The 19,872-nt window shown below is 48.2% G+C and carries 18 protein-coding genes; 8 read left to right on the forward strand and 10 right to left on the reverse strand.

From position 1 onward, the window contains the following. Positions 1-130: 130 nt before the first annotated feature. The gene (locus FJ444_RS02860; RefSeq protein ID WP_140956389.1) at positions 131-1,474 is read left to right on the forward strand and encodes an SUMF1/EgtB/PvdO family nonheme iron enzyme; all 1,344 of its coding nucleotides are present in this window, start codon (positions 131-133) and stop codon (positions 1,472-1,474) included. Positions 1,475-1,529: 55 nt separating this feature from the next. Here the strand turns inward: FJ444_RS02860 and FJ444_RS02865 are convergent, their stop codons facing one another. The 3 genes from FJ444_RS02865 to FJ444_RS02875 all read right to left on the reverse strand — a co-directional run bounded on the left by FJ444_RS02865 (position 1,530) and on the right by FJ444_RS02875 (position 4,850). After that, positions 1,530-2,813 (reverse strand): serine hydrolase, encoded by a 1,284-nt coding sequence (locus FJ444_RS02865; protein ID WP_140956390.1) that lies wholly within the window; start codon positions 2,811-2,813, stop codon positions 1,530-1,532. A 172-nt stretch (positions 2,814-2,985) separates the two neighbouring features. Next, positions 2,986-3,786 carry an alpha/beta fold hydrolase gene (locus FJ444_RS02870; RefSeq protein WP_140956391.1) on the reverse strand — a complete coding sequence of 267 codons (801 nt, stop codon included), beginning with the start codon at positions 3,784-3,786 and terminating at the stop codon, positions 2,986-2,988. Between the two features lie 137 nt (positions 3,787-3,923). Further along, positions 3,924-4,850, reverse strand: a complete 927-nt coding sequence (locus FJ444_RS02875) for a LysR family transcriptional regulator (RefSeq protein ID WP_140956392.1) — start codon at positions 4,848-4,850, stop codon at positions 3,924-3,926. Positions 4,851-4,963: 113 nt separating this feature from the next. On the opposite strand from FJ444_RS02875, the gene FJ444_RS02880 reads away from it, so the two are divergent. From FJ444_RS02880 to FJ444_RS02905, 6 genes are all read left to right on the forward strand, one after another. Next, positions 4,964-5,506, forward strand: a complete 543-nt coding sequence (locus FJ444_RS02880; RefSeq protein ID WP_140956393.1) for a carboxymuconolactone decarboxylase family protein — start codon at positions 4,964-4,966, stop codon at positions 5,504-5,506. A gap of 26 nt (positions 5,507-5,532) precedes the next feature. Next, positions 5,533-6,012, forward strand: a complete 480-nt coding sequence (locus tag FJ444_RS02885) for a nuclear transport factor 2 family protein (protein ID WP_140956394.1) — start codon at positions 5,533-5,535, stop codon at positions 6,010-6,012. A gap of 198 nt (positions 6,013-6,210) precedes the next feature. Further along, on the forward strand, positions 6,211-7,053 hold the full coding sequence (locus FJ444_RS02890; protein ID WP_140956395.1) for an AraC family transcriptional regulator: 843 nt from the start codon (positions 6,211-6,213) through the stop codon (positions 7,051-7,053). Positions 7,054-7,064: 11 nt separating this feature from the next. After that, positions 7,065-7,889, forward strand: coding sequence for an AraC family transcriptional regulator (locus FJ444_RS02895; RefSeq protein WP_140956396.1), 825 nt, complete (start codon positions 7,065-7,067; stop codon positions 7,887-7,889). A gap of 130 nt (positions 7,890-8,019) precedes the next feature. Beyond that, a complete protein-coding gene (locus FJ444_RS02900) occupies positions 8,020-8,496 on the forward strand; it encodes a DoxX family protein (protein ID WP_140956397.1) in 477 nt (158 codons plus the stop codon). Positions 8,497-8,507: 11 nt separating this feature from the next. After that, positions 8,508-9,512 (forward strand): hypothetical protein, encoded by a 1,005-nt coding sequence (locus FJ444_RS02905; protein WP_140956398.1) that lies wholly within the window; start codon positions 8,508-8,510, stop codon positions 9,510-9,512. Positions 9,513-9,641: 129 nt separating this feature from the next. On the opposite strand, the gene FJ444_RS02910 is transcribed toward FJ444_RS02905, so the two are convergent. From FJ444_RS02910 to FJ444_RS02930, 5 genes are all read right to left on the reverse strand, one after another. Then, on the reverse strand, positions 9,642-10,349 hold the full coding sequence (locus FJ444_RS02910; RefSeq protein WP_140956399.1) for a hypothetical protein: 708 nt from the start codon (positions 10,347-10,349) through the stop codon (positions 9,642-9,644). 180 nt (positions 10,350-10,529) lie between these two features. Further along, entirely contained in the window at positions 10,530-10,781 is a 252-nt protein-coding gene (locus FJ444_RS02915) for a type II toxin-antitoxin system Phd/YefM family antitoxin (RefSeq protein ID WP_140956400.1), read from the reverse strand. A gap of 324 nt (positions 10,782-11,105) precedes the next feature. Beyond that, positions 11,106-11,408 (reverse strand): nitrate/nitrite transporter NrtS, encoded by a 303-nt coding sequence (nrtS, locus tag FJ444_RS02920; protein ID WP_255438933.1) that lies wholly within the window; start codon positions 11,406-11,408, stop codon positions 11,106-11,108. Beyond that, the gene (locus FJ444_RS02925; RefSeq protein ID WP_140956401.1) at positions 11,408-11,929 is read right to left on the reverse strand and encodes a TlpA disulfide reductase family protein; all 522 of its coding nucleotides are present in this window, start codon (positions 11,927-11,929) and stop codon (positions 11,408-11,410) included. Before FJ444_RS02925 ends, nrtS begins: the two co-directional genes overlap by 1 nt. A gap of 134 nt (positions 11,930-12,063) precedes the next feature. Next, entirely contained in the window at positions 12,064-12,612 is a 549-nt protein-coding gene (locus FJ444_RS02930) for an acyloxyacyl hydrolase (RefSeq protein ID WP_140956402.1), read from the reverse strand. A gap of 232 nt (positions 12,613-12,844) precedes the next feature. Between FJ444_RS02930 and FJ444_RS02935 the strand changes: the two genes are divergently transcribed. Then, on the forward strand, positions 12,845-14,443 hold the full coding sequence (locus FJ444_RS02935; protein ID WP_140956403.1) for an HD family phosphohydrolase: 1,599 nt from the start codon (positions 12,845-12,847) through the stop codon (positions 14,441-14,443). A gap of 40 nt (positions 14,444-14,483) precedes the next feature. Here the strand turns inward: FJ444_RS02935 and FJ444_RS02940 are convergent, their stop codons facing one another. Together FJ444_RS02940 and FJ444_RS02945 are read right to left on the reverse strand one after the other, a co-directional pair. After that, positions 14,484-16,706: a CHASE2 domain-containing protein gene (locus FJ444_RS02940; RefSeq protein WP_140956404.1), complete on the reverse strand. Its 2,223-nt coding sequence runs from the start codon at positions 16,704-16,706 to the stop codon at positions 14,484-14,486. Continuing rightward, complete coding sequence (locus tag FJ444_RS02945; RefSeq protein ID WP_140956405.1) at positions 16,706-19,864, reverse strand: Ig-like domain-containing protein; 3,159 nt, start codon at positions 19,862-19,864, stop codon at positions 16,706-16,708. Before FJ444_RS02945 ends, FJ444_RS02940 begins: the two co-directional genes overlap by 1 nt. Positions 19,865-19,872 lie beyond the last annotated feature (8 nt).

Below are 19,872 nucleotides of genomic sequence, written 5' to 3' on the forward strand. Positions count from 1 at the left end.
CTTATTGGATAAGTGGTAATACCAACCCATGAAATGTGATTGATATTTGCACAGCAGCAGGCAACCTTATATCTTATAAACCTCAGTGCGTTATGTGTTTTCACTCCATATTGGTTAAAGGACTGCCAAGATGTTTTCTTCTCGCTTATCTAAACTGATTTGTTTTTCTATATTTTTGCTTCTTGATTCATTAAGTACCGCGTCAGCGGCGAAATCCGCGCAGCAGGATGTCGCCGAACTCAGATCACAGAATAATCAACTCAATGAGCAGTTGTTCAATACCAGAAGTACTTTAATTGCCCTACAGGCTGAGGTAATTAAGGTGCGAATTGAACTTAAAAACCTTGATAGTGAGTATGATCTGGCGAGGGAACTAGTAGAAGTAGATAGTGATTACATCGACATCGTTAACGATTTAAAAAATCAAAAAGACAAACTTGAAACACTGCTCTCTGTCAAAAGTCGTTTACTCGTAAAAAAGGAAACTGAACTCAACACAATTGCCACACAAATTGGTCAAAATGAAAAGCAGTTGGAGGTATATGCAGTTCGTTATGGCACAGATATTGGTGCTGATATAAATGCTACACCGATGCTAGCACAAGAATCATCCCATGAGTTAGCTCCCCCTCAGAGTCTTGCCCCAGAGCCCAGAATAAAGCAAAACATTCAGCAGCATAGCCGTTCTGAAGTCGTGGTTACGAAAGAAACAGACAACATACTGGCTAATAGTCGCTTTTCTGCCACAAAATACTCCTTTGGCGAACAGTTTCCTACCTTTATTGAAATAACTTCTATAGACCAGCAATTTAGACTTGGAGTGAGTGATACTGAAATCACAGTTGAACAATTTCAGTTGTTTCAGAGTGAAACCCGCTACCGAAGTGAGTCTCAGCGCTCAGGTGGATGTAATATATTTAACTATGAAACCAAAAGATCCAAACAAGCCAATTCTGAATCACCTGGATATCGCCAAACCAATACTCATCCCATTGTGTGTGTTTCGTTGTTTGATGCAATAAAGTACACACAATGGTTGTCTAAAAAGCTTAATCGTAACGTGCGATTACCAACCCGAAGTGAGTGGTTCACCTTTGCTACCCCCCACGAAATGATTGCTTTGGAAAAACAAAATGGTATGACAGACAATTGTCTTCACGCTAATATTCGTGACCAGGCTTTTGCTAACAAATTTAGCGACGATTCGACAGAAATTTGCAACGATAGATCAATCTACCCTGAACCGGTAAAAATGAAACTGCCAAGCAGTCTAGGGCTCTACAACCTTTACGGCAACGCAAGGGAATGGACGATGTCCTGTTGGGACGATGCCATCAAAAACCTATGGGTTTGTCCAGCCGTGCACATTGCCGGTGGATCTGCCTACTTTAAACTCAACCCCGCCAAAGAAACCCGGGGAGGCCCCGATGGCGTAAGTAATGACGTGAGTTTTCGGGTAGTCTACGAGCTATAGTCAGAAAAAAATAGCCGACTGTGCCCGCTTATATGCGGGCAATTAGAATAATTACTTAACGGTTTGCCCGTTTACGGCGTAAGCCGGTGAAAATACCTAATGCAATGGCAGTAACCAGTATAACAACGGCTCCTGTTAACACTCGCATGATCATAGCCGGAAAGGTGTTACCCAGCACGTAGATATCGGGTTTGCCGGTTTTCCACGTGGTCCAGTGCGTTGCCAGGTTCGACGCCAGCGCTTCTTTATTGCCCGACTGAATGGCAATAAAACCATCGCCCGAGGCCGGATCGATTCTCACGGTACTGTTTAAATACGGCGACTGTCCGCCATGCCCTACCACATTGTCGCCTTTGCCATTTGGCGCGAACAACATAATACCGGTGCCCCAGATATCCAGTCCGTCAATGTTGGCTATTGGTGTGCGCATGTCTGCCAGGCTACTGTCGCTCAGTAGTCTTGGCATGGCAGGATCAGCCACCGTTGAAGGTAATTGCGCATTGGCAAAGCGAACTAAATCACTCAACGTAGTGTACAACCCCGTGGCAGCCAGCGACGTATAATTGGGGTATACCTGTTCAACACCGTTTTCACCGAAATACTGCGCCACAGTTGGGTCGGCGCGATCCAATATAAAACTTGAGTGGGTCATGCCCAGCGGCTCGAATACCGCCTTTTGCATGTATTGTGCAAACGACTCGCCGGTAACTTCCTCTACAATCAATTGCGTTAAATTGTAGCTGCCACCGGAATACATCCACGTTGTGCCAGGCTCTATACCCACCTGCACTTTGCCGCTTTTGCCCGGGTCTGCATCCATGGCCTGGGTAAGATGAGACTCCAGCGCCTGAACCGGTTCGCCAGGCGCAAACCCACTGTGGCCCAACCCATCGGTGATACCAGCGGTATGACTCAGCAATAAACGCAAGGTTACTTTGTTGTTGTCGAATTCGCTGGGCGGTAATTGCCAGCGGGTTAAATAGGTGGATACCGGCACATCCAGATCGAGTTTACCCTGCTGCGCCAGCTGCATTACCCCAACGGCCGTTACCCATTTGCTGAGCGATGCCACACCAAATACCGATTTGTCGGATACGGGTTTGCCCGTCGACATAGCATCACTGTGTACTACCTTGCCGCTGTTCAGCACAGCAAGTACCAGATTGCCTTTTGCTTCGGTGCGCGCTTCATTGCTGATGGCTCTGGTAAAACCTATGGTGTCTCCAGGCTCCGCAAGTGGCGTCAGCCCCCAACCTTCGGTGGTTGCCACAAAATTAACAGTCACCCAGGCCACCAGAATTACCAGTGTGCCAAGTGTCCAAAAAATAAACCGCTTCATGCTCGTTTCTGTCCTTTTGTTATAGTTACGCCTGAGGCATTTACCTGTTATTAAGGCGTAATTTTATTGTGCTGTAGTAAACATGCTGCACAGAAATACCGAAAAAACAGGCAATTCGTCCAGTATTGAGTGGTAACAAAATGTGAAAAGTGTTGCAAATAAGACGCAACAATTACCTAATAAAATCAATAATTTCGTTTATAACCGCGTCGTTTTGCAGAATGCGCCGGTGGCCAAATCCTTCTGTGGAGTACAATCTGGCATCGGGATGTTTCATCACATACTGTTCAGCATCCTTGAAGGGGACTTCGCGATCGTCCTTGTCGTGAATAACCAGTGCGCGCTGGGCCGTTTTCATTAAATGGGTGGCGGCATCCATTGCCTCATGCGACACACCAACTGTACTATCGGCTAACGCATACAGCGCGTTCTGCGCGCGTTGGTTAAACCCAAGAAAATGGCCAAACCGGTTAAGTACACCAGTTAAACCCGCTGGGGCACCAATGAGTACCACTCTGGCAATTTGCAGGTGAGAAACCCCGTGCAACGCCAGTGCACTGCCGCCCATGGAGTGTCCGATTGCAGCGTGAACGCGCAACGACTGGTAGGTAAGTACTTCATTCACGGCTTTGATAAAATAGCCCGGATGGGAGCGCCCTTCCCCCTGATAACGATGCCCTTTTGGCACGGGTGCCACTACCCGGCAACCCAGATGTAATAGCCTGGGCAACAGGTGGGTAAATTGTTCAACCGCCCCTGACCAACCGTGCATCAGCAGTACCGTTTTTCCCTGCCCCCGCCAAATCATGACGCAGGTATCGTCACTTACACACACCACTTCATCGGGTGAAGGCATATCCGGTAAGCTGGCAGGAAGTTGTGGAGTAAACAGCAGCCTACCAGCATGTTTTGCCGCCAGTGCGGGCCATATTCTGCTGAGCAGGTAGAAATACAATTTAACCAAAGTGCGCATAAATTACGAAGTATGTGATTGTAAACATGGCCACATACATACGCTGCATCGGGATACTCAACAACCGCGCAGGTGCATAAACGGACGCTTGGAACAGAAATACGGACGGGTTGTTCCAGTTACACCGCAATAAGGCTCTAATTGGTTAAGGCTTGCCAGTCTTCACTGATCCGTTGAAAGGTTGCCTGTAAACGCGGAGTCATAAAATCAATAAAACTGCGCTGTTTTAACGGCAGCACATCCTGGCGTATATACAACATACTTACCGGATAGGGTTCGGGCGCGAACGGCTGTAACACGCGATTGAGTTCGCCACTTTTTAGCCAGGGCAACGCCTGATACGACAGCACACGGGCAATGCCCAATCCCTGACGGGCAGAATGCACTGCTATGTCGGTAGAATTTGCCCTAACCCGTGAATTCACCGGCACGTTTTGCTCTTCGTTGTTAACGGTAAAACGCCAGTGGTTAGGCGAATCCAGTCCTTCAAACGTAATGCAGTCGTGGCTGGCAAGTGCCTCTAAATTTTGGGGTATGCCGCGCTGGGCCAGATACCCTGGGCTGGCACACAGGATTTTTTGAACTTCACCCACCCGTTTAGCCACCAACTCGCTGTCGGGTAACCTGCCAACCCGAATAGCAACATCAACCACATCCTCGTACAAGTGCATATTTTGGTCGGTTAGGATCAGCTTTACACTTACGTCGCTGTACAATTTGAGGTATTCGGCCAGTAGCGGAAAAACGTGCATTCGGCCCATAATGATCGGGGCGGTTACGGTTAAGCAGCCTTTCGGCTCCTGATACTCGCCTTTGGCGTCGCGTTCCATTTCAGCCACCATCGACAGCACTTCGCGGCTGGATGCCAGGTATTTCTCCCCTGCATCGGTAAGCACCAGATTGCGCGTGGAGCGCAACACCAACTGTACACCCAAATGATCTTCAAGCTCCTTTACCTGCCGACTCACCGTAGTTTGGGGCTTATTCAGTTTGCGGGCTGCAGCGGAAAAACTGCCGCACTCCATTACCGTACTGAAAATCTGCATTGCACTGAGTCGATCCATTTATCTCTCCAAAAAATGGGTAGGTGCTACACACAATTACCCACTACCCGCATCAATCAGGTCGCTTTACATTAACCAACAAGACGAATATTTAACCAACCAAGGAATACATAATGTCTCGTTTAACTATCCCTGAGTCAATTAATGATGCCCCTGAAGCATCGCAACCGTTACTTAATGCCGTAAAAGCCAAGCTGGGTATGGTGCCAAACTTATTCCGTCTGGTTGCTAATAATCCGGCGGCACTAAAAGGCTACCTGGCGTTATCTGAATCATTAACAGAAGGGGTATTACCCATTCAGTTACAAGAAGCCATTGCCCTGGCAATTGCCGAAGTGAACCGCTGTACCTACTGCTTGTCTGCGCACAGCTTTATTGCTGCTAATTTAGCCAAAATGGCCGACAGCGAAATTAAATCCAACCGCAGTGGTTTATCGCAGGATCCAAAAATCCAGGCCGCATTGCAATTTGCTGTGGCGGTATCTGAGCTTAATGGCCGGGTAAACGATCAGTTGCTGGATGCGGTAAAGCAAGCAGGATACAGCGATGCAGAAATCATTGAAATTATCCTTCACGTTGCCCTGAACACCTGGACGAACAGCGTGAATAACGTAGCCGATACCGACGTGGATTTTCCACTGGTGATCCCGTTTTAAGCATCACTTACACAAGGAGCAACCTCATGCACGCTATTGATGAATACCGTCCACCCGTTCCACCGTTTACCCGCGAAACAGCAATCAAAAAAGTGCGTTTGGCTGAAGACGGCTGGAACTCAAGGGATGCCCAGCGCGTTGCACTGGCTTACAGCCTGGGTACTAAGTGGCGTAATCGTGCCGAATTCATTGAAGGTCGCGATCAGGCCCGGGAATTTTTGTCGCGCAAATGGGCAAAAGAACTGGAATACCGACTGATCAAGGAACTGTGGGCCTTTACCGACAACCGCATTGCGGTGCGCTATGCCTATGAATGGCGTGACGACTCCGGTAACTGGTTCCGTTCTTATGGCAACGAAAACTGGGAATTCAATGAGCAAGGCCTGATGGTTAATCGTTACGCATCGCTTAACGATCTGCCCATTACCGAGGAAGAGCGCCTGTTTCGCTGGCCTGAAGGACGACGTCCTGATGATCATCCCGGGCTATCTGAATTGGGCTTGTAACCTGGCGGGCTGACGTGATGTCACGTCAGCTTTCATACACCTTATTCGCACAGTCACCACGTTGATACGCAGTAGTGACAAACCAGGCTGCTTCGTTAACAAGCAGGCTTTGGCATCGTATTGCTCGAATTTAGCGGTTTTAAGCCGGGCAACAGAAGGTTCAACATCGACTGTTATCGTAAAAGAGAGACAACCGACATGGAAAATTTAAGTGCATTACTTAATCAACATACGTTTACCAGTGAAGTAAATCACTGCGGCACATTATCGGCAGCCAAACACTTCGGTACAACCGGACAGCTGCATTTACTGGAGTCTGGCAAAGTGCGTATTACACGCAAGGGTCAGCGCGAGCTACTGATGGACCGCCCCTCTATGGTGTTCTTCCCTACGGGTGTTGCTCACCGAATTGAACCGGTACAAACCAACGCAGACGCCAGATTAATCAGTGCCAGTGTCACGTTTTCGGCCAATCAGTCGTCGTTATTGGTGAATTCCCTGCCAGAAGTCATGTATTTACAACTTACCCCTGACTGCGCGGTATCGGGCACTGCCCGCTGGTTGCTCAACGAAATTCAAACCCAGCGCTTTGGTAAGCAAGCCATGCTGAACCGGCTGGGCGAAATGTTCATTTTACAAATTCTGCGCCACGCCACCGAACACGGCAATTTGCAGGAAGGGACAGTCAGTGCCATTAACCATCCGCAAATGTCCAGGGTTATCAATCAGATTCACCAGGATCCGGCCTATCACTGGACCTTAGACAACCTTGCAAGTATTGCGGCGATGTCCCGGTCTAAATTTGCAGAGCAGTTTAAACACCTGGTAGGGCAAACACCCAACGAATACATCACCGGCCTGCGACTCACACTGGCGCAAAAACTACTGAAGAACAACAAACCAGTGAATTACGTGGCTGGTGAAGTGGGCTACGAGCACGGCTCCGCCCTAGCACGCATTTTTAAGAAAAAGCTGGGCTTATCGCCGCGTCAGTGGTTGCAACAAGCAAAGCGCAACAGTACGGCACAAGCCGCTATTTAAAAGGAAATACCGTGAATAATATTGCAGACATTCTGCGCAAAACGGCCGTTAAAGCAGATGTATTTTTTAGCGGCCGACTGTGTGGCATTCAATCGTTTGAAGGCAACAACAAAGGGCATTTGCACTTACTTCGTTCCGGCAGACTTACGCTGCTGATGCGCGAGAAACAAAAAATCGTGATCGACGAACCCAGTGTGATTTTTATTCCCGGCCCGGTAGAGCACAGGATCCTGGCAAATCAGTCTGAAAACGCCCAGTTAGTGTGTGCCACCGTGAGTCTGGAATCGCATAACCGCGCGTTGTTGCTCGACGCCCTGCCGGAGTTACTGTGTTTGCCGTTGAGCATTGAAAAACACATAGGACAAACCGCCGCCTGGTTGTTTGAAGAGGCGTTCAGCGAGTCAGTTACCCGCTCGGTGATGATAGACAAGCTCAGCGAAATGTTTCTGCTTCAGGTAATGCGTTACGTGCTGGACAACAATCTTAGCCAGGGCGGCATGCTGGCGGCGCTTTCGCATCCGGCGATTGCCAAGGCCATGAGCGCCATGCATCGCAATCCTGCGCATAACTGGTCGGTAGAATCGCTCGCTGGCGAAGCGGCTATGTCGCGCTCTAAGTTTGCCGCGACGTTTCGTGAAGTGGTAGGTACAACACCCAATGAGTATCTCACCGACATTCGCATTAATCAGGCCCAGGAACTGTTACTGAATCAAAAACCTGTGAATCTGGTGGCCAATGAAGTGGGCTACGAACACGGCTCAGCCCTGGCACGCATTTTTCGCAAAAAACTGGGCGTTTCTCCGAAGGCCTGGTTGAAATTACGTGGCAACGCATAAGTTTTAATTGGTATGAAACGCAGGACGCCCGGTTTCAACAAGCATCCCGCAAAGTCGTACATTACGTTTGTGACGAGGCCCAAACCGGTTCACAAGCCAATTTAACAACGTTTGCACAAGGAATACTTTTATGAAATCCATTGTTTTACAGACAGGCCGTGTCATCAGCGGCATGTCAGCTGCTTTCAATGCGGCTCAGCCCCTGCTTACCATGGCCGGTCGCGTATACGTATCCTGGGTATTTTTTGCCTCCGGACTCACTAAAATCGCCGACTGGGAAACCACGTTGTTTCTGTTTGAATACGAATATCACGTGCCTTTTTTACCGGTTGTGTTAGCGGCCTATTTAGCCACGCTTGCAGAGTTGGTGGTACCGGTTTTACTCACCACCGGATTAGCCAGTCGCCTGAGTGCCATTGTGCTGAGTATTGTCAATGTGGTGGCGGTGATCAGCCTGGAAGAAATTGCACCTGCGGCCCTCTACGGACACGTGATCTGGGGCTTAATCCTTGCGCACATTGTGTTTTGGGGTGCAGGACAACTATCAGCCGATCACTTTATAAAATGGCTGTATAACAAGCGCTTGCCCCAGGCAAACGCTGCATAAGGGAGACAGCAATGAGCAATCTGGCACTGTCTGCCGAGCGCCCGTTACCCGATGCACCGCGAGTTCTGCTGAACAGTGGTGCATCCTGTGTGCCTCAGCATTATCTGCAATACGCCCAAACCCAGTGCAGTATTGAACAAGTCGCGCTCGATTGCGCGTTTAACGACACTACCCTGATATTCTCAGGCCAGGACACCCATGGTTTATATATCCAGATTGGATTAATTGGGTTCGACACCTATCTGCCGGTAGCTGCTCAGCCAAATCGTAAAATTGTGTACGGCCGAAAATGGCGAATCGACAGCAATGTACCAACCTCTGAACTGGTGCAAACCATCTTTTTGGCGATTAAAAAAGCCCGCGAGCACGAAGTGCGAGAGCTGCTGAAAATTCGCTTTGAACACCACATCAGTGCGCCGTTCAGCACCCATCAGGATGCACGGCTTATCGCTGAGCAAGCCGGCAGTTTATTAGACAACGATGAACCTGTGTCACTGATGCAATTTCGCCGTCAGGTAACGGCACTGATGCGAAATACCACTTACGACAGCTCGCCAGTTCATGTACTGAACATCGAACAGCGTTTGTCGCAACAAATCCTGGTAGACATCTCCATACCCGGTGGCACTACCCCCATGTTGGGTGATACAACAGGTACTTTACTCACCTTGTTGTTACCCGAGCCGTCGGTTAATGCCCTGCTATTTGCACTAATGGACGCGCTCATCGCAAAAAGCGATAGCTACGTGCGCGAAGCTTTCACTTACCTGGGCGTACACAGGTTCAGCCAGCGCTTATCAGTTGAAAAGCTGTCGGCGTTATCGGTACATACCCGTTTGGCCGACAAGCAGGCACCGGGCAGTTTTCAGCACCAGCTTAAACAGTACAATTTTGTTACCGATGCCGCGCGGGTACCCAATGTGGTTACCCCTGAAATGGCGGGTACTATTCAAGCGCGTTTGTCTGAGTTTGGCGAACTGGCGGGCCACTACCCCAGGTTTAGTGTGCACCCATGAGGCAGGTTATTCATACTGGCAGATAGCGCAGTCACGCGCTATCCATTTAGCCTTGTTAAATAATACCGGAACAGAGCACTGCGTTGCGCTCCTCTTTGAAGGGACTCAGTGTAGCCTTGCAAAACCTGCTCACTGCAACGTGCCAATTGTCATAAAAAACGCATTGAGCTGAGATGCTGCCTCTTTCAATGACTTAGCCACAGCGGCCATCTCTGCCTTTTTAATGGTTTCATTAAAATTGATATCCCCTTCTTGCTTTCGAGCGGCAAATTCGTTGGTGGATACAACCGTAAATGGCACTATGCCAGAACGCACATCCAGCAACACGGCTTCAACCGTGCAGTAAGCCTTTGTTTCATTTGGATCAATGAATTTGTACTTTTCAAAGGTACGGCAGGTAGACCGGTAGGCCAACAGTAAATCAGCCTGATAACGTGCCGCCGCTTCCCGAAGAAACGGCACTGTTCGTTGCTCAGGCACCAACAAGCTGGGCAAGAATGACGCATCATACACTCTGGGCGATTGTTTTAGCTGCCCAACAAAATCAGCCGCAATGGAATGGTTAAGCTGCGTGAAATCGTTTGAGTAATAGCGCCAATAGCTGTCGTCCGACAATCTGAGAATAGCAATTCTGTTCTGGGCGGGCAGCGCAAGGCGATAATTAAGCATTCGCTCTATGTCTTTATCTGCAAGGGCGGCCCCCGCAGACCCAAACAAGGGTTCATCACTTACTTCGTTACTCGCCGGGCTGTAGTAATCATTTGGACGCTGTGTGGTAGCAACACTGGTACAACCCGAAACGAGTATTGCGATAATAATAATGAAATACTTTGTCATACTTGCTCCTTGCTGCGCGACATTGGCTATTAACGTTAAACTACGGTGTATGAACAAATGAGGCTGCTATTCAGAGGGTTTCGCTAATAAACAACACAATTGCAATGATTGGAATAATTTTAAACGGCATTCATTCATAGCGAGCCCACATACCCAGGACTTTTACAGTGTGTTGTTCAATTACTTGATACACCAATCCAGCTCTCTAGAGCAATCGTCAATGGCTTCTGCCATACCGTCGCGAATACTTTCTCGCAACCCTGTTACAGGCAGCAAGTAAAGGGTTTCCTGAATTGATTGCCAGTCTTCATATGAAACCAATACCGCACTATTTCGTTTGCCAGTAATGGTAATTAGTTGATGTGGCTCACTCGTTTGATCGAGCAATCTGTAAAGATTTGCCTTTGCTTCGCTTGCCGTAAATGTATTCATGATTTATCTCCACTAACACAAGAAAACATAAGCGTGGACTTACGTTAATACAATATATTTTTCAGCAAACAATTAATTACAGAAACGTCATAGTAGCACCCGATTCCACAGAATAACCATTATCGGTGCTTCCACAGGCGGGTTGTGACATGCACACTGAAGTATGTTCGGCTTTCTCATTCTAACTGACTCAGCTCGAAATCGAGTATTAACGCCTCAACCTTTTTTGGCTCAGTACTTATAAGCCAAAAGCCCCGGCGTCACTTCACACTTTCGGGGCTTGGGTGTTGCTGTTGCATTGAGGGCGGAGTAAATACGACGCTGTTAATCTCGTACTTTAAGACTACCGTACAGGTATACGCAAAACGGTACACAATAACTCAGCGCCGCTTTGGTAATATCAATGGTCATCGTTCCCTCAAAGGCTTCAAACTGGTTGATCAACATTATAATGGTGCCCACTACCAATGCGGTTTTAAGGGCTTCTGCCAACAATGCCGGGGTAATTTTTCGCTCGGCTTTACTGCACTGTTTTACTTCATAGCCGCAGTTCGTGTTGGGATCTTTTGCGGGATCCGATGCCAGTTGTGACATGTTTTCTGTGATGTGGCTACTTATTCTGTTCATCAGAAATTTCTCACCAATACGGATTCAATCCCAGCCGGATAGCGGTGGCTGCGATATAAAATCTCGCCGCGTTGCGACAACACCACAAACACCGGCGTACCGGTTACCATAAACTCACTGGTAAGTTCTGCCTGCGCATCAAACATCACCGGAAAGTCCACACCATAGTCGTGTAAGTAAGCATGCATTTTTTCCTGAGTGTCGTTAATGGCCACGTTAATGCCCAGTACGTCTATGCTGTCACCAAAATCGTGATGCAGGGCGGTAACATTTGGCGTCGCCTTTTTGCAATATGGGCACCAGGTAGCCCAGAAATACAGCAGCACTGGCTTTTTTTCCCAGCGTTGTTGCAAAGAGAAGGTTTCACCATCAGCGGCATGAAAGGTTAAATCCGGTGCTAACACTTCACCCGCCAAATTGGCTTGTTGCGCGCTGCTGGCAAAAGGTAACCATGCGGCAAGTGTAGCAGTAATGGTAAGTGTCGCCGCCACAACCAGGCGGCGCAAAGTAATTCCAGTCATAATCTAAATCCAGGTTGGGTTTGGGATAGTAAAATGCTACCCCTAAGTGATGGCCAAAAAGCCACCGATTCACTCAAAATGCGACCCAATCCTCTTGTGATTTCCGTAAGCACAAAGAACCGGGGTCGTTGACACTACAATGTTGTTGAGAACGACAGGCTGATGAAATCGTAGCCGGGATTCGGGCTTTTCAGACCGCCGTTGGAATAATGAAAATAGCGCAGGGTAACAGCATGCTCGCGCTCACTACCAAACCGATAGCCAATCCCCAATCTGTCTTCAAACTGAAAATGCGTGCTGATGTCTTTGCCAGCAAACTGAGTATCATCCAACAGCGACACACCTATGCCAAATTCACCGTACACGGCGCCATTGTAATTTTCGTAAAAGGTGTGTCGGAATACCGGAGAAAACGCCACTACAAAGTTGCTGTCGTAACGGCTGGGATCGCCGTATTCCCATAGGTTGATACTGGCTTCAAAACTCAAGTCCAGCGAGGGAAAATACTCGTGTAAATAATCGCTGTTGCGACGAAACGCCAGTTTTACCCCCTGCACATCGCCTTCGCCGCGAATATAATCAACCGATATCTCATCTGCCATGCCCACAGAGGGCACCGATAAAACAACCATTCCAGCGGTAAATACCGCCCTAAGCCATTGCTTAATTTTGCTCACTTTCATAATAACGTTCACCCTAGGTAATTCAGATGACGCTATTTTCGGGGAAAGCCGGTTAACAAAATTAGCCGTTCGTCTGCAATGTTGAACCTGCCCTGTTAAGCCAACCTGGCATTTGACTTTTTCTACATAGCAAACAAAGTTGCTAGTTTTTTATACAAAGTTTCACTGTGGATGTTGAATGTTAGTCTGGGATAGGTCTAAATAGACAAAACAGGACTACAAGGAGCCTGCCGTGCCCGTCAGTCAGATTCTCGATGAATTGTTACGCGTAAGTGTGGCATTGTCAGTAGACAAAAATACCAAGCGATTACTGGAAACCATCTTGCTTGCTGCAAAAAAACTGGCAAACGCAGATGGTGGTACTATTTATTCGGTAAAAGACGGCACGGAACTGGTGTTTGATACCCTGTTTAACGACAGCATGAATATGCATTTGGGAGGGTCATCTGACAGTGTGGTTACACTGAATTCCATTCCAATATACATAAATGGAAAAGTAAATACAGATGCCGTTGTAGCCCAAGCTGCCGCTACCGGAGAAGTGATCAATATTGCCAACGTTAGTGAGGTTCAGGGTAGTCAGTCTGATCGATTTAAAAGTATTGATAAGCAATTCAGTTATCAAACAATTTCCATGCTAACGATCCCGATGCAAAATCACGAAGGTGATTTAAGCGGCGTGTTACAGTTGGTGAATGCTCAGGATCCGCATGGCAATATTATTCCCTTCGATAACGACACTGAGCGGACAGTGGTAGCACTGGCATCGCTAGCGTCAGTTGCACTAACCAATCGTCAGCTTATAGACAACATGGAAGAGTTGTTTCAGGCATTTACCCGACTGATTGCAAAAGCAATCGACGAGAAATCGCCTTATACAGGCGGACATTGCCGTCGGGTCCCGGAGCTCACCATGATGATTGCAGAAGCCGTACATCGGCATGATGAAGGCCCCTTGGCGTCGTTTACCATGACTGACGCGGATCGACACGAACTGGAATTGGCAGGCTGGATCCATGATTGCGGAAAAGTCGCTACGCCAGAATACGTAATGGACAAATCCAAAAAGCTGGAAACGGTATTTGATCGCATTGAACTGGTAAAAACCCGTTTTGCACTAGCCCATCAGCAAATCGAATTACGTTTTACCAAGGCCATGATGGACACTCAGGATACGTCTGTCAGAGCCGATCTTCAAACGCAAATGACAAAGGAACAAGCCCAGCTTGAGCGAGATTTACAGTTTGTGATCACGGCGAACACCGGCGGTGAGTTTATGCGAGCTGAAGATCAGGCGTATCTGGAGGACATAGCACGCTCCCAGCAAGTCAGTGTTGGAAATGAAACTGTGCCCTTGCTAACAGACAATGAAATTTACAACCTGAGAACTGCCCGTGGCACCTTAAACAGTGAAGAGCGCGCCATTATTAATCGTCATATGGATATTACAGTAGAGATGCTCGACACCTTGCCATTTCCCAAACATCTCGCAAGAGTACCTGAGTTTGCCGGAGGGCATCACGAAAAAATGGACGGCACCGGTTACCCCAAACGACTCACCCGGGAACAATTGTCGATCCCTGCCCGAATCATGGCCATCGCCGATATTTTCGAAGCGCTGACCGCGGCAGATCGGCCTTACAAAGATGCAAAAAAAATCAGCGAGTGCCTGCGTATCATGGGCTACATGAAAATGGATAACCACATTGACCCGGATCTGTTCGATGTGTTTATTAAACAGCGGGTGTACGAGCAGTATGCGGCTGAATTTTTGAAGCCCGAACAAATGGATGACATTGATTTGTCAAAAATACCCGGCTTCACCGCATAACCGAATAACGGTATTGCTGTTGGTTGCAAAATAAGAACGACTATTTGTGTGTGTGAGTATAAGCACCGTCCCAGTTTTCCGGAGGAGGCGACTGGATAAAATTCTGGAGCCGTTCACCAAGCATTGTTACCAGTACTGGGTTGAATGTGTTGTTTTCTAAACGTGTTAAATGCTGGTATGCAACAAGAAATTCGCGCGCAAAGTACCACTCCATAATTTGATTGTATGCTTTTACAAACCCGAGATATTCTACGCTGGCTAAGGAAGATACAGGTGAATACAGCGTCACCGGCGCAGCTTTCCCTTTTACTCTCACCCGGTCTACCGTGAGAAATGCCTGCTCAGGGCATTGAGCCTGGGTAAATTCACTCACCAGCATGCTGACACCATAAAACTTGGTCAAACCTTCCAGGCGCGAACCTAAATTCACGGCGTCTCCAATTACGGTATAACTACGCCGGAAGTCTGAACCCATGTCGCCTACGTTCATCTCACCGGTATTAATACCAATGCCTATTTCAACGGTAGGCCTCCCCGCTGCTCTGAATTTGTCATTTAATGGTTTTAGTGCTTCCAGCATAGCGAATCCGGCTTTTACGGCCTGACTGGCATGCATGGAGTGAGTAAGGGGCGCTCCCCAAAAAGCCATTACCATATCGCCAACATATTTATCAATGGTACCTTCATGTTCAAGAATGGCTCGGGTTATTGGCGAAAAAAACTCGTTTAGCCATTGCTTGAGCTCAGATGCGGTCATGGTTTCAGAAATACTGGTGAAGCCGCGAATATCACTAAAAAGTACAGTAAGTTCCTTTTTTTCGCCTTCCAGATTCCAGGCATCAGGCTGCGCCAATATCTGATCGATGTGCGCCGGTGGAACATAGGTATCAAAGATGGCTTTAACCTGCCTGCGTTGACGGTTTTCATGAAAGAAGCCACGGCTGATATACCAAAACGCCATCATTACAGACAACAGTATCGGACTGAACAAAGGCAGTGAAATTTGCCACACTATCCATACCAGTATATTGCCCCCTATTGCGGTAAGAATAATCAGCAACGCCAGCAAACTTGTCATTATCGGCGTTTTACCCCGTAATAATAGACTGGTAAGAATACCTAAAATCAACAATTGCAGCAGTATTGCTTCACGCCACCAATCCGGGAAAACCGGGATCACACTGGGATTAGCCAACGCGTCAAATAGCGTCGCTTGAATTTCCACACCAGGAAAGCCCAGTTCTACTGGCGTAGAGCGCAAATCTGCCAGGCCGGTTGCAGACGTTCCAACAAATACCACGGCCTGGTCAAACCGGTTGTCCTGAACAGTATTAGTGAGTAAATGAACCGCCGACGTGTACTGATAAGTACGGGCTTTACCTCGGTACGGGATCAGGATCCGCCCCTGCTCGTCGGTACTTATTGTTTGATTACCAATTAGCAGTTTAGTGAGATAGGCGTTGGAGTCAGACACTTCCCATAATGGTTGAACGGTATCAGCAAGGCTGTATACCCTGAACGCATCCAGTGCCAAAGACGGTACTAACACACCATCAACACTGGCCACCAACGCGCCCCGACGAACAAATCCATCTGGATCCTCAAAGGCATTCATAAAGCCTTGTCCCAAAGCTACGTCGTTAAATAGCGGCCAAACCCCTGCATATCCGCTAAAGTTAACCATATTTACAGGTAAATCAGGTGTATTCTGAAGTAAACCATCGGGTTGCAGGATGCCGGTTTTTAATCCTCGTTGATAGCCCGGATCAGCGTCCCGGTGCAACAGCACGGGCAACACAACCTCGCTGCCTCCCAGTGACTGTGCAAAAACAGAATCGAAATCATAGTCATCAATTAACGATTGCTTTTCGGCCTCAGAAAGTGTCTGTAATTGAGGGGCGCCCAGTAAGTGCGTAATACCGTTAGGCTGGGGCTCTGCAAACAGAATATCCATGACTATCAGAACTGCACCCTGCGCTGTTAGTGCGTCAACCAACTGCGCAAACCGCTCTCTGGACCAAGGCATTCGGCCGACCTGACTCAAACTCAGTTCGTCTATGTCTACTATCTGTACATTCGTGACGGTATCTGGCCAGGGAGGTAAAAAGCGGATTTTTAAATCGTATAGCAAGCCATCAACGCGTTCACGAGGGGCAGCTATAGGAGACCATTGAATAATGGCAAACAAAATAATGCCAATTACCATTGCAACCGGTGTTATCCATTTCACATACTGACGGGGCGACCTACGACTAACAGGCATTACAACTGTGCTACATCGGTGGTCAGAAACACTCTGGCTCTTGCTTTATATCCCGTTTGATCGCTTACCTCATAAAGAAAGCTGTCGTCGCCGCTATACCCCGAATCGGGCACATAAATAAATGTTCCATCCGGATTCAGTGTTAACGCACCGTGCTCTGGCGGAGTGATCAGTGATGCAATAAAGCCATTCAATTTTCCGCCGTTAATAAAAGACAGCTCCATTACTGGGGTGTTTCGGTTATTCACTACGTATAAGCGGTCGCGTTCCTGATTAATCGACAGTCCCGACACACTGCTGGCTGCAGACGGCAAATCGTAATACCGCACAAGCGTACCCGTTCGGGTAAACTCAGCTATTCGGCCTTCCAGGCTGCTAACCAGATACAGATTTCCGGTTACGTTATTGATATCAATGTCACCAAAACTGACATTAAACAACTGATTATCCTGGTTAATCGCAAACTGATTAATAATTAAACCGGTTTGCGGATCAATTTCTGCAATCGTATTGCCATTGTTGGTGCCTGGCACATTATCCTGCAGCAAGAAAAGGGATTCTGATACCGGATTATACGCTCCCCCCACCACATGACTGTTACCAAAACCGGTATTCAGCGAGACCAGCTCGGAACCTGTGTCCGGATCTAACGCATACACCTCAGCCTCAGCAGTTTCGCCGTTAAACACCAATAGGGTTCCCTGCGGGACCAGCGTATTCCCCAGGGTGAAAGCTATCGGGGCAATATCCATGTCGGCATCATTAGCGGGCTCTCCCGGCCAGGAAAAAGAGCCCACCGACGATCCGTCTCGTTTGGTGATGGTAATAGTAGTACCCATCGCCGTGTACGTGAATATGTGTTGGGTAAGTTCATTTACCGCCAATGCAACAGGTTGCGACAACGAATTAGCAAACGTATTGCGCACCATCAAACTGTCGCCTGCAACCGGAATATCGCGGTCTGTATCATTATCCAACACAGATTCAGACGTCACCAGCGTGGTATCCTGGGCATACACAAAGGTATCTTCTATGGCAATTGCCCTGCCACTCACGTCGGTCATGGCAAAGCCATTAACTTCTACCTGGAGGAAATCCATTGGGGCATTTAACGTGGCGTTATTATACAAACCTACCCTGCCTATCCGGCAGGTTTCATTGCTGGGTATCCCGGTACAAGTTTGTTGCGGCACGATGAAGGCACTAAAGTTTACCAGCGTCCCAAAATTATTATCTGGCCAGGAAGACACGATCATGTCTCCATCATCAGTAAATAAATACAGGGTGAAAGTGGCGCCATTTAACGCTGAGAGGAAAACACTGTCACTGCCTGCAGTACTGGACTGGGCCATCACAGTGGAATCGCCGGTCCCCGGATAGGCCATAATGAACGAGTAAGTACCCTGTTGAAACGGCTGTCTGCCAGAACTGGCCGTTTCGGAATACCGGCCAGACATAGTGCAGGTAGTATTGGTTAATGACACACAATCGCCAATGCGGTACAAGCCGGTACCTACGCCACTTCCCGTTGAAGTTTCGCCCCGCCCGATGTAATCAAACTCGCCGGTCATGGAGGAGGAATCGGCAAACAGATTATTGGTTAAATCGTCTACGGTGAGTGTTACCGTTGCGTTGGCGGTTAAACCGCTGGTGTTGATGACTTCATATACAAAGCTATCCGTACCGGTGAAGCCGGAATTTGCTGCATAAACAAACCCGCCTTCTGCGTCCAAAGTAACAGTACCTGATGCAGGAGGCGTAACAGGCGTGGTAGAAACCTGCAATCCCAGATTGCCAGGGTCGGTATCGTTTATCAGCACCCCGCTGCTCTTGTGAATAGAGACCGTCGCATTCTTCACTAAGCGGTAAAAATCCGCAGCCGGTGCAGGTGACAATGGTGCTGAGCTTACCGTAACGGTAACCGTTGCCTGTGCCGACTCGCCATCCGGGTCAACTGCGATATAGGAAATGGTATCAGTGCCATTGAAGCCTGACGTTGGCGTATAGGTCAGAGTTTGATCGTTATTAATAATAACAGCGCCATTTACAGCAGTAGCGCTGCTGACAGCGAGCGCGTCACCATCAACATCAAAGTCATTTGCCAGCACATCTATGGTTATCGCTGCCCCCGATGACACGCCGCTGTCGTTATTCGCTGTTGGCGGATCGTTAATGGGCAGTACCGTTATGTTTACTGAAGCACTGGCACTGTTGCCCGCACTGTCTAACACAGAATAAATAACGGTATCGGTTCCAACATAGTTTGCGAGAGGCTGATAGGTAATGTGTGACGGGGTAACCGATACCATGCCGGTTGTCGCACTGGCATCGTCTATTGTAATCGCGTCGCCGTCCGGATCGGTGTCGTTATCCAGAACCGAAATGACTACAGAGGTATCTTCGTCTAACGTAACATCATCATCCTGTAAAACAGGTGGTAAATTGGTATTGCTGCCACCGACAATTTCAAATTCCCCGGAAAATGCCGCTTCGCCACTGCCATCTACGCCAGTGATCAGCACATAATAAGTAAGTTGGGGTTGCAAGCCTGTTATCGTGATTTGGGTATCTTCAAGTGCTAATCTGGCATCACCATTGTCAAGGTTGGTAAAAGTAAGTTGGTTTACGCCGGGTTCAGTTGCCAGGTAAACGTTGTAACGCAATAAACGAGAATCTGCGCTCCAGGTTGCCGTAATACTGCTTCCATCGGTACTGCGCTCAATCACAATGTCCTGGAGTAAGATAGGCTCCCAGTCTACTGAATCTGTGTGAAAATCTGTAGTTGTGCCCAGTGTGTCTGTTACGGTTAATGTCAGCGTGAGTTGTCCAGCCGCAGCACCATATAAGTACGGACTAATCCCGCCGATGATGTCTGAAAACACGGTACCGCAATTCGCTGCGCCTTCACATATCAGGGCGCTTTCAGTTCCATCCCCAAAGCTCAGTGTAATGCGGCTGATTCCATCCGCATCTGATGCGAATACGGTTAATTGCAACGCACCGGTAATGGTTGCAGAATCAGAGTTCAGCACAAAGTAACCTTCACTGCTCTGACCAACCTCAGGTAGTTCAGGTGCTTGCGTCTTGTACTTGCCACGGCTATCACAACCACAGAGGATAACGCTGGCGATAATCAGAAATAAACAACTAGTACGCATCCGCTTGC

The organism is Aestuariibacter sp. GS-14 (assembly GCF_006494365.1).
GTDB classification, from domain to species: Bacteria; Pseudomonadota; Gammaproteobacteria; order Enterobacterales; family Alteromonadaceae; genus Alteromonas; species Alteromonas mangrovi.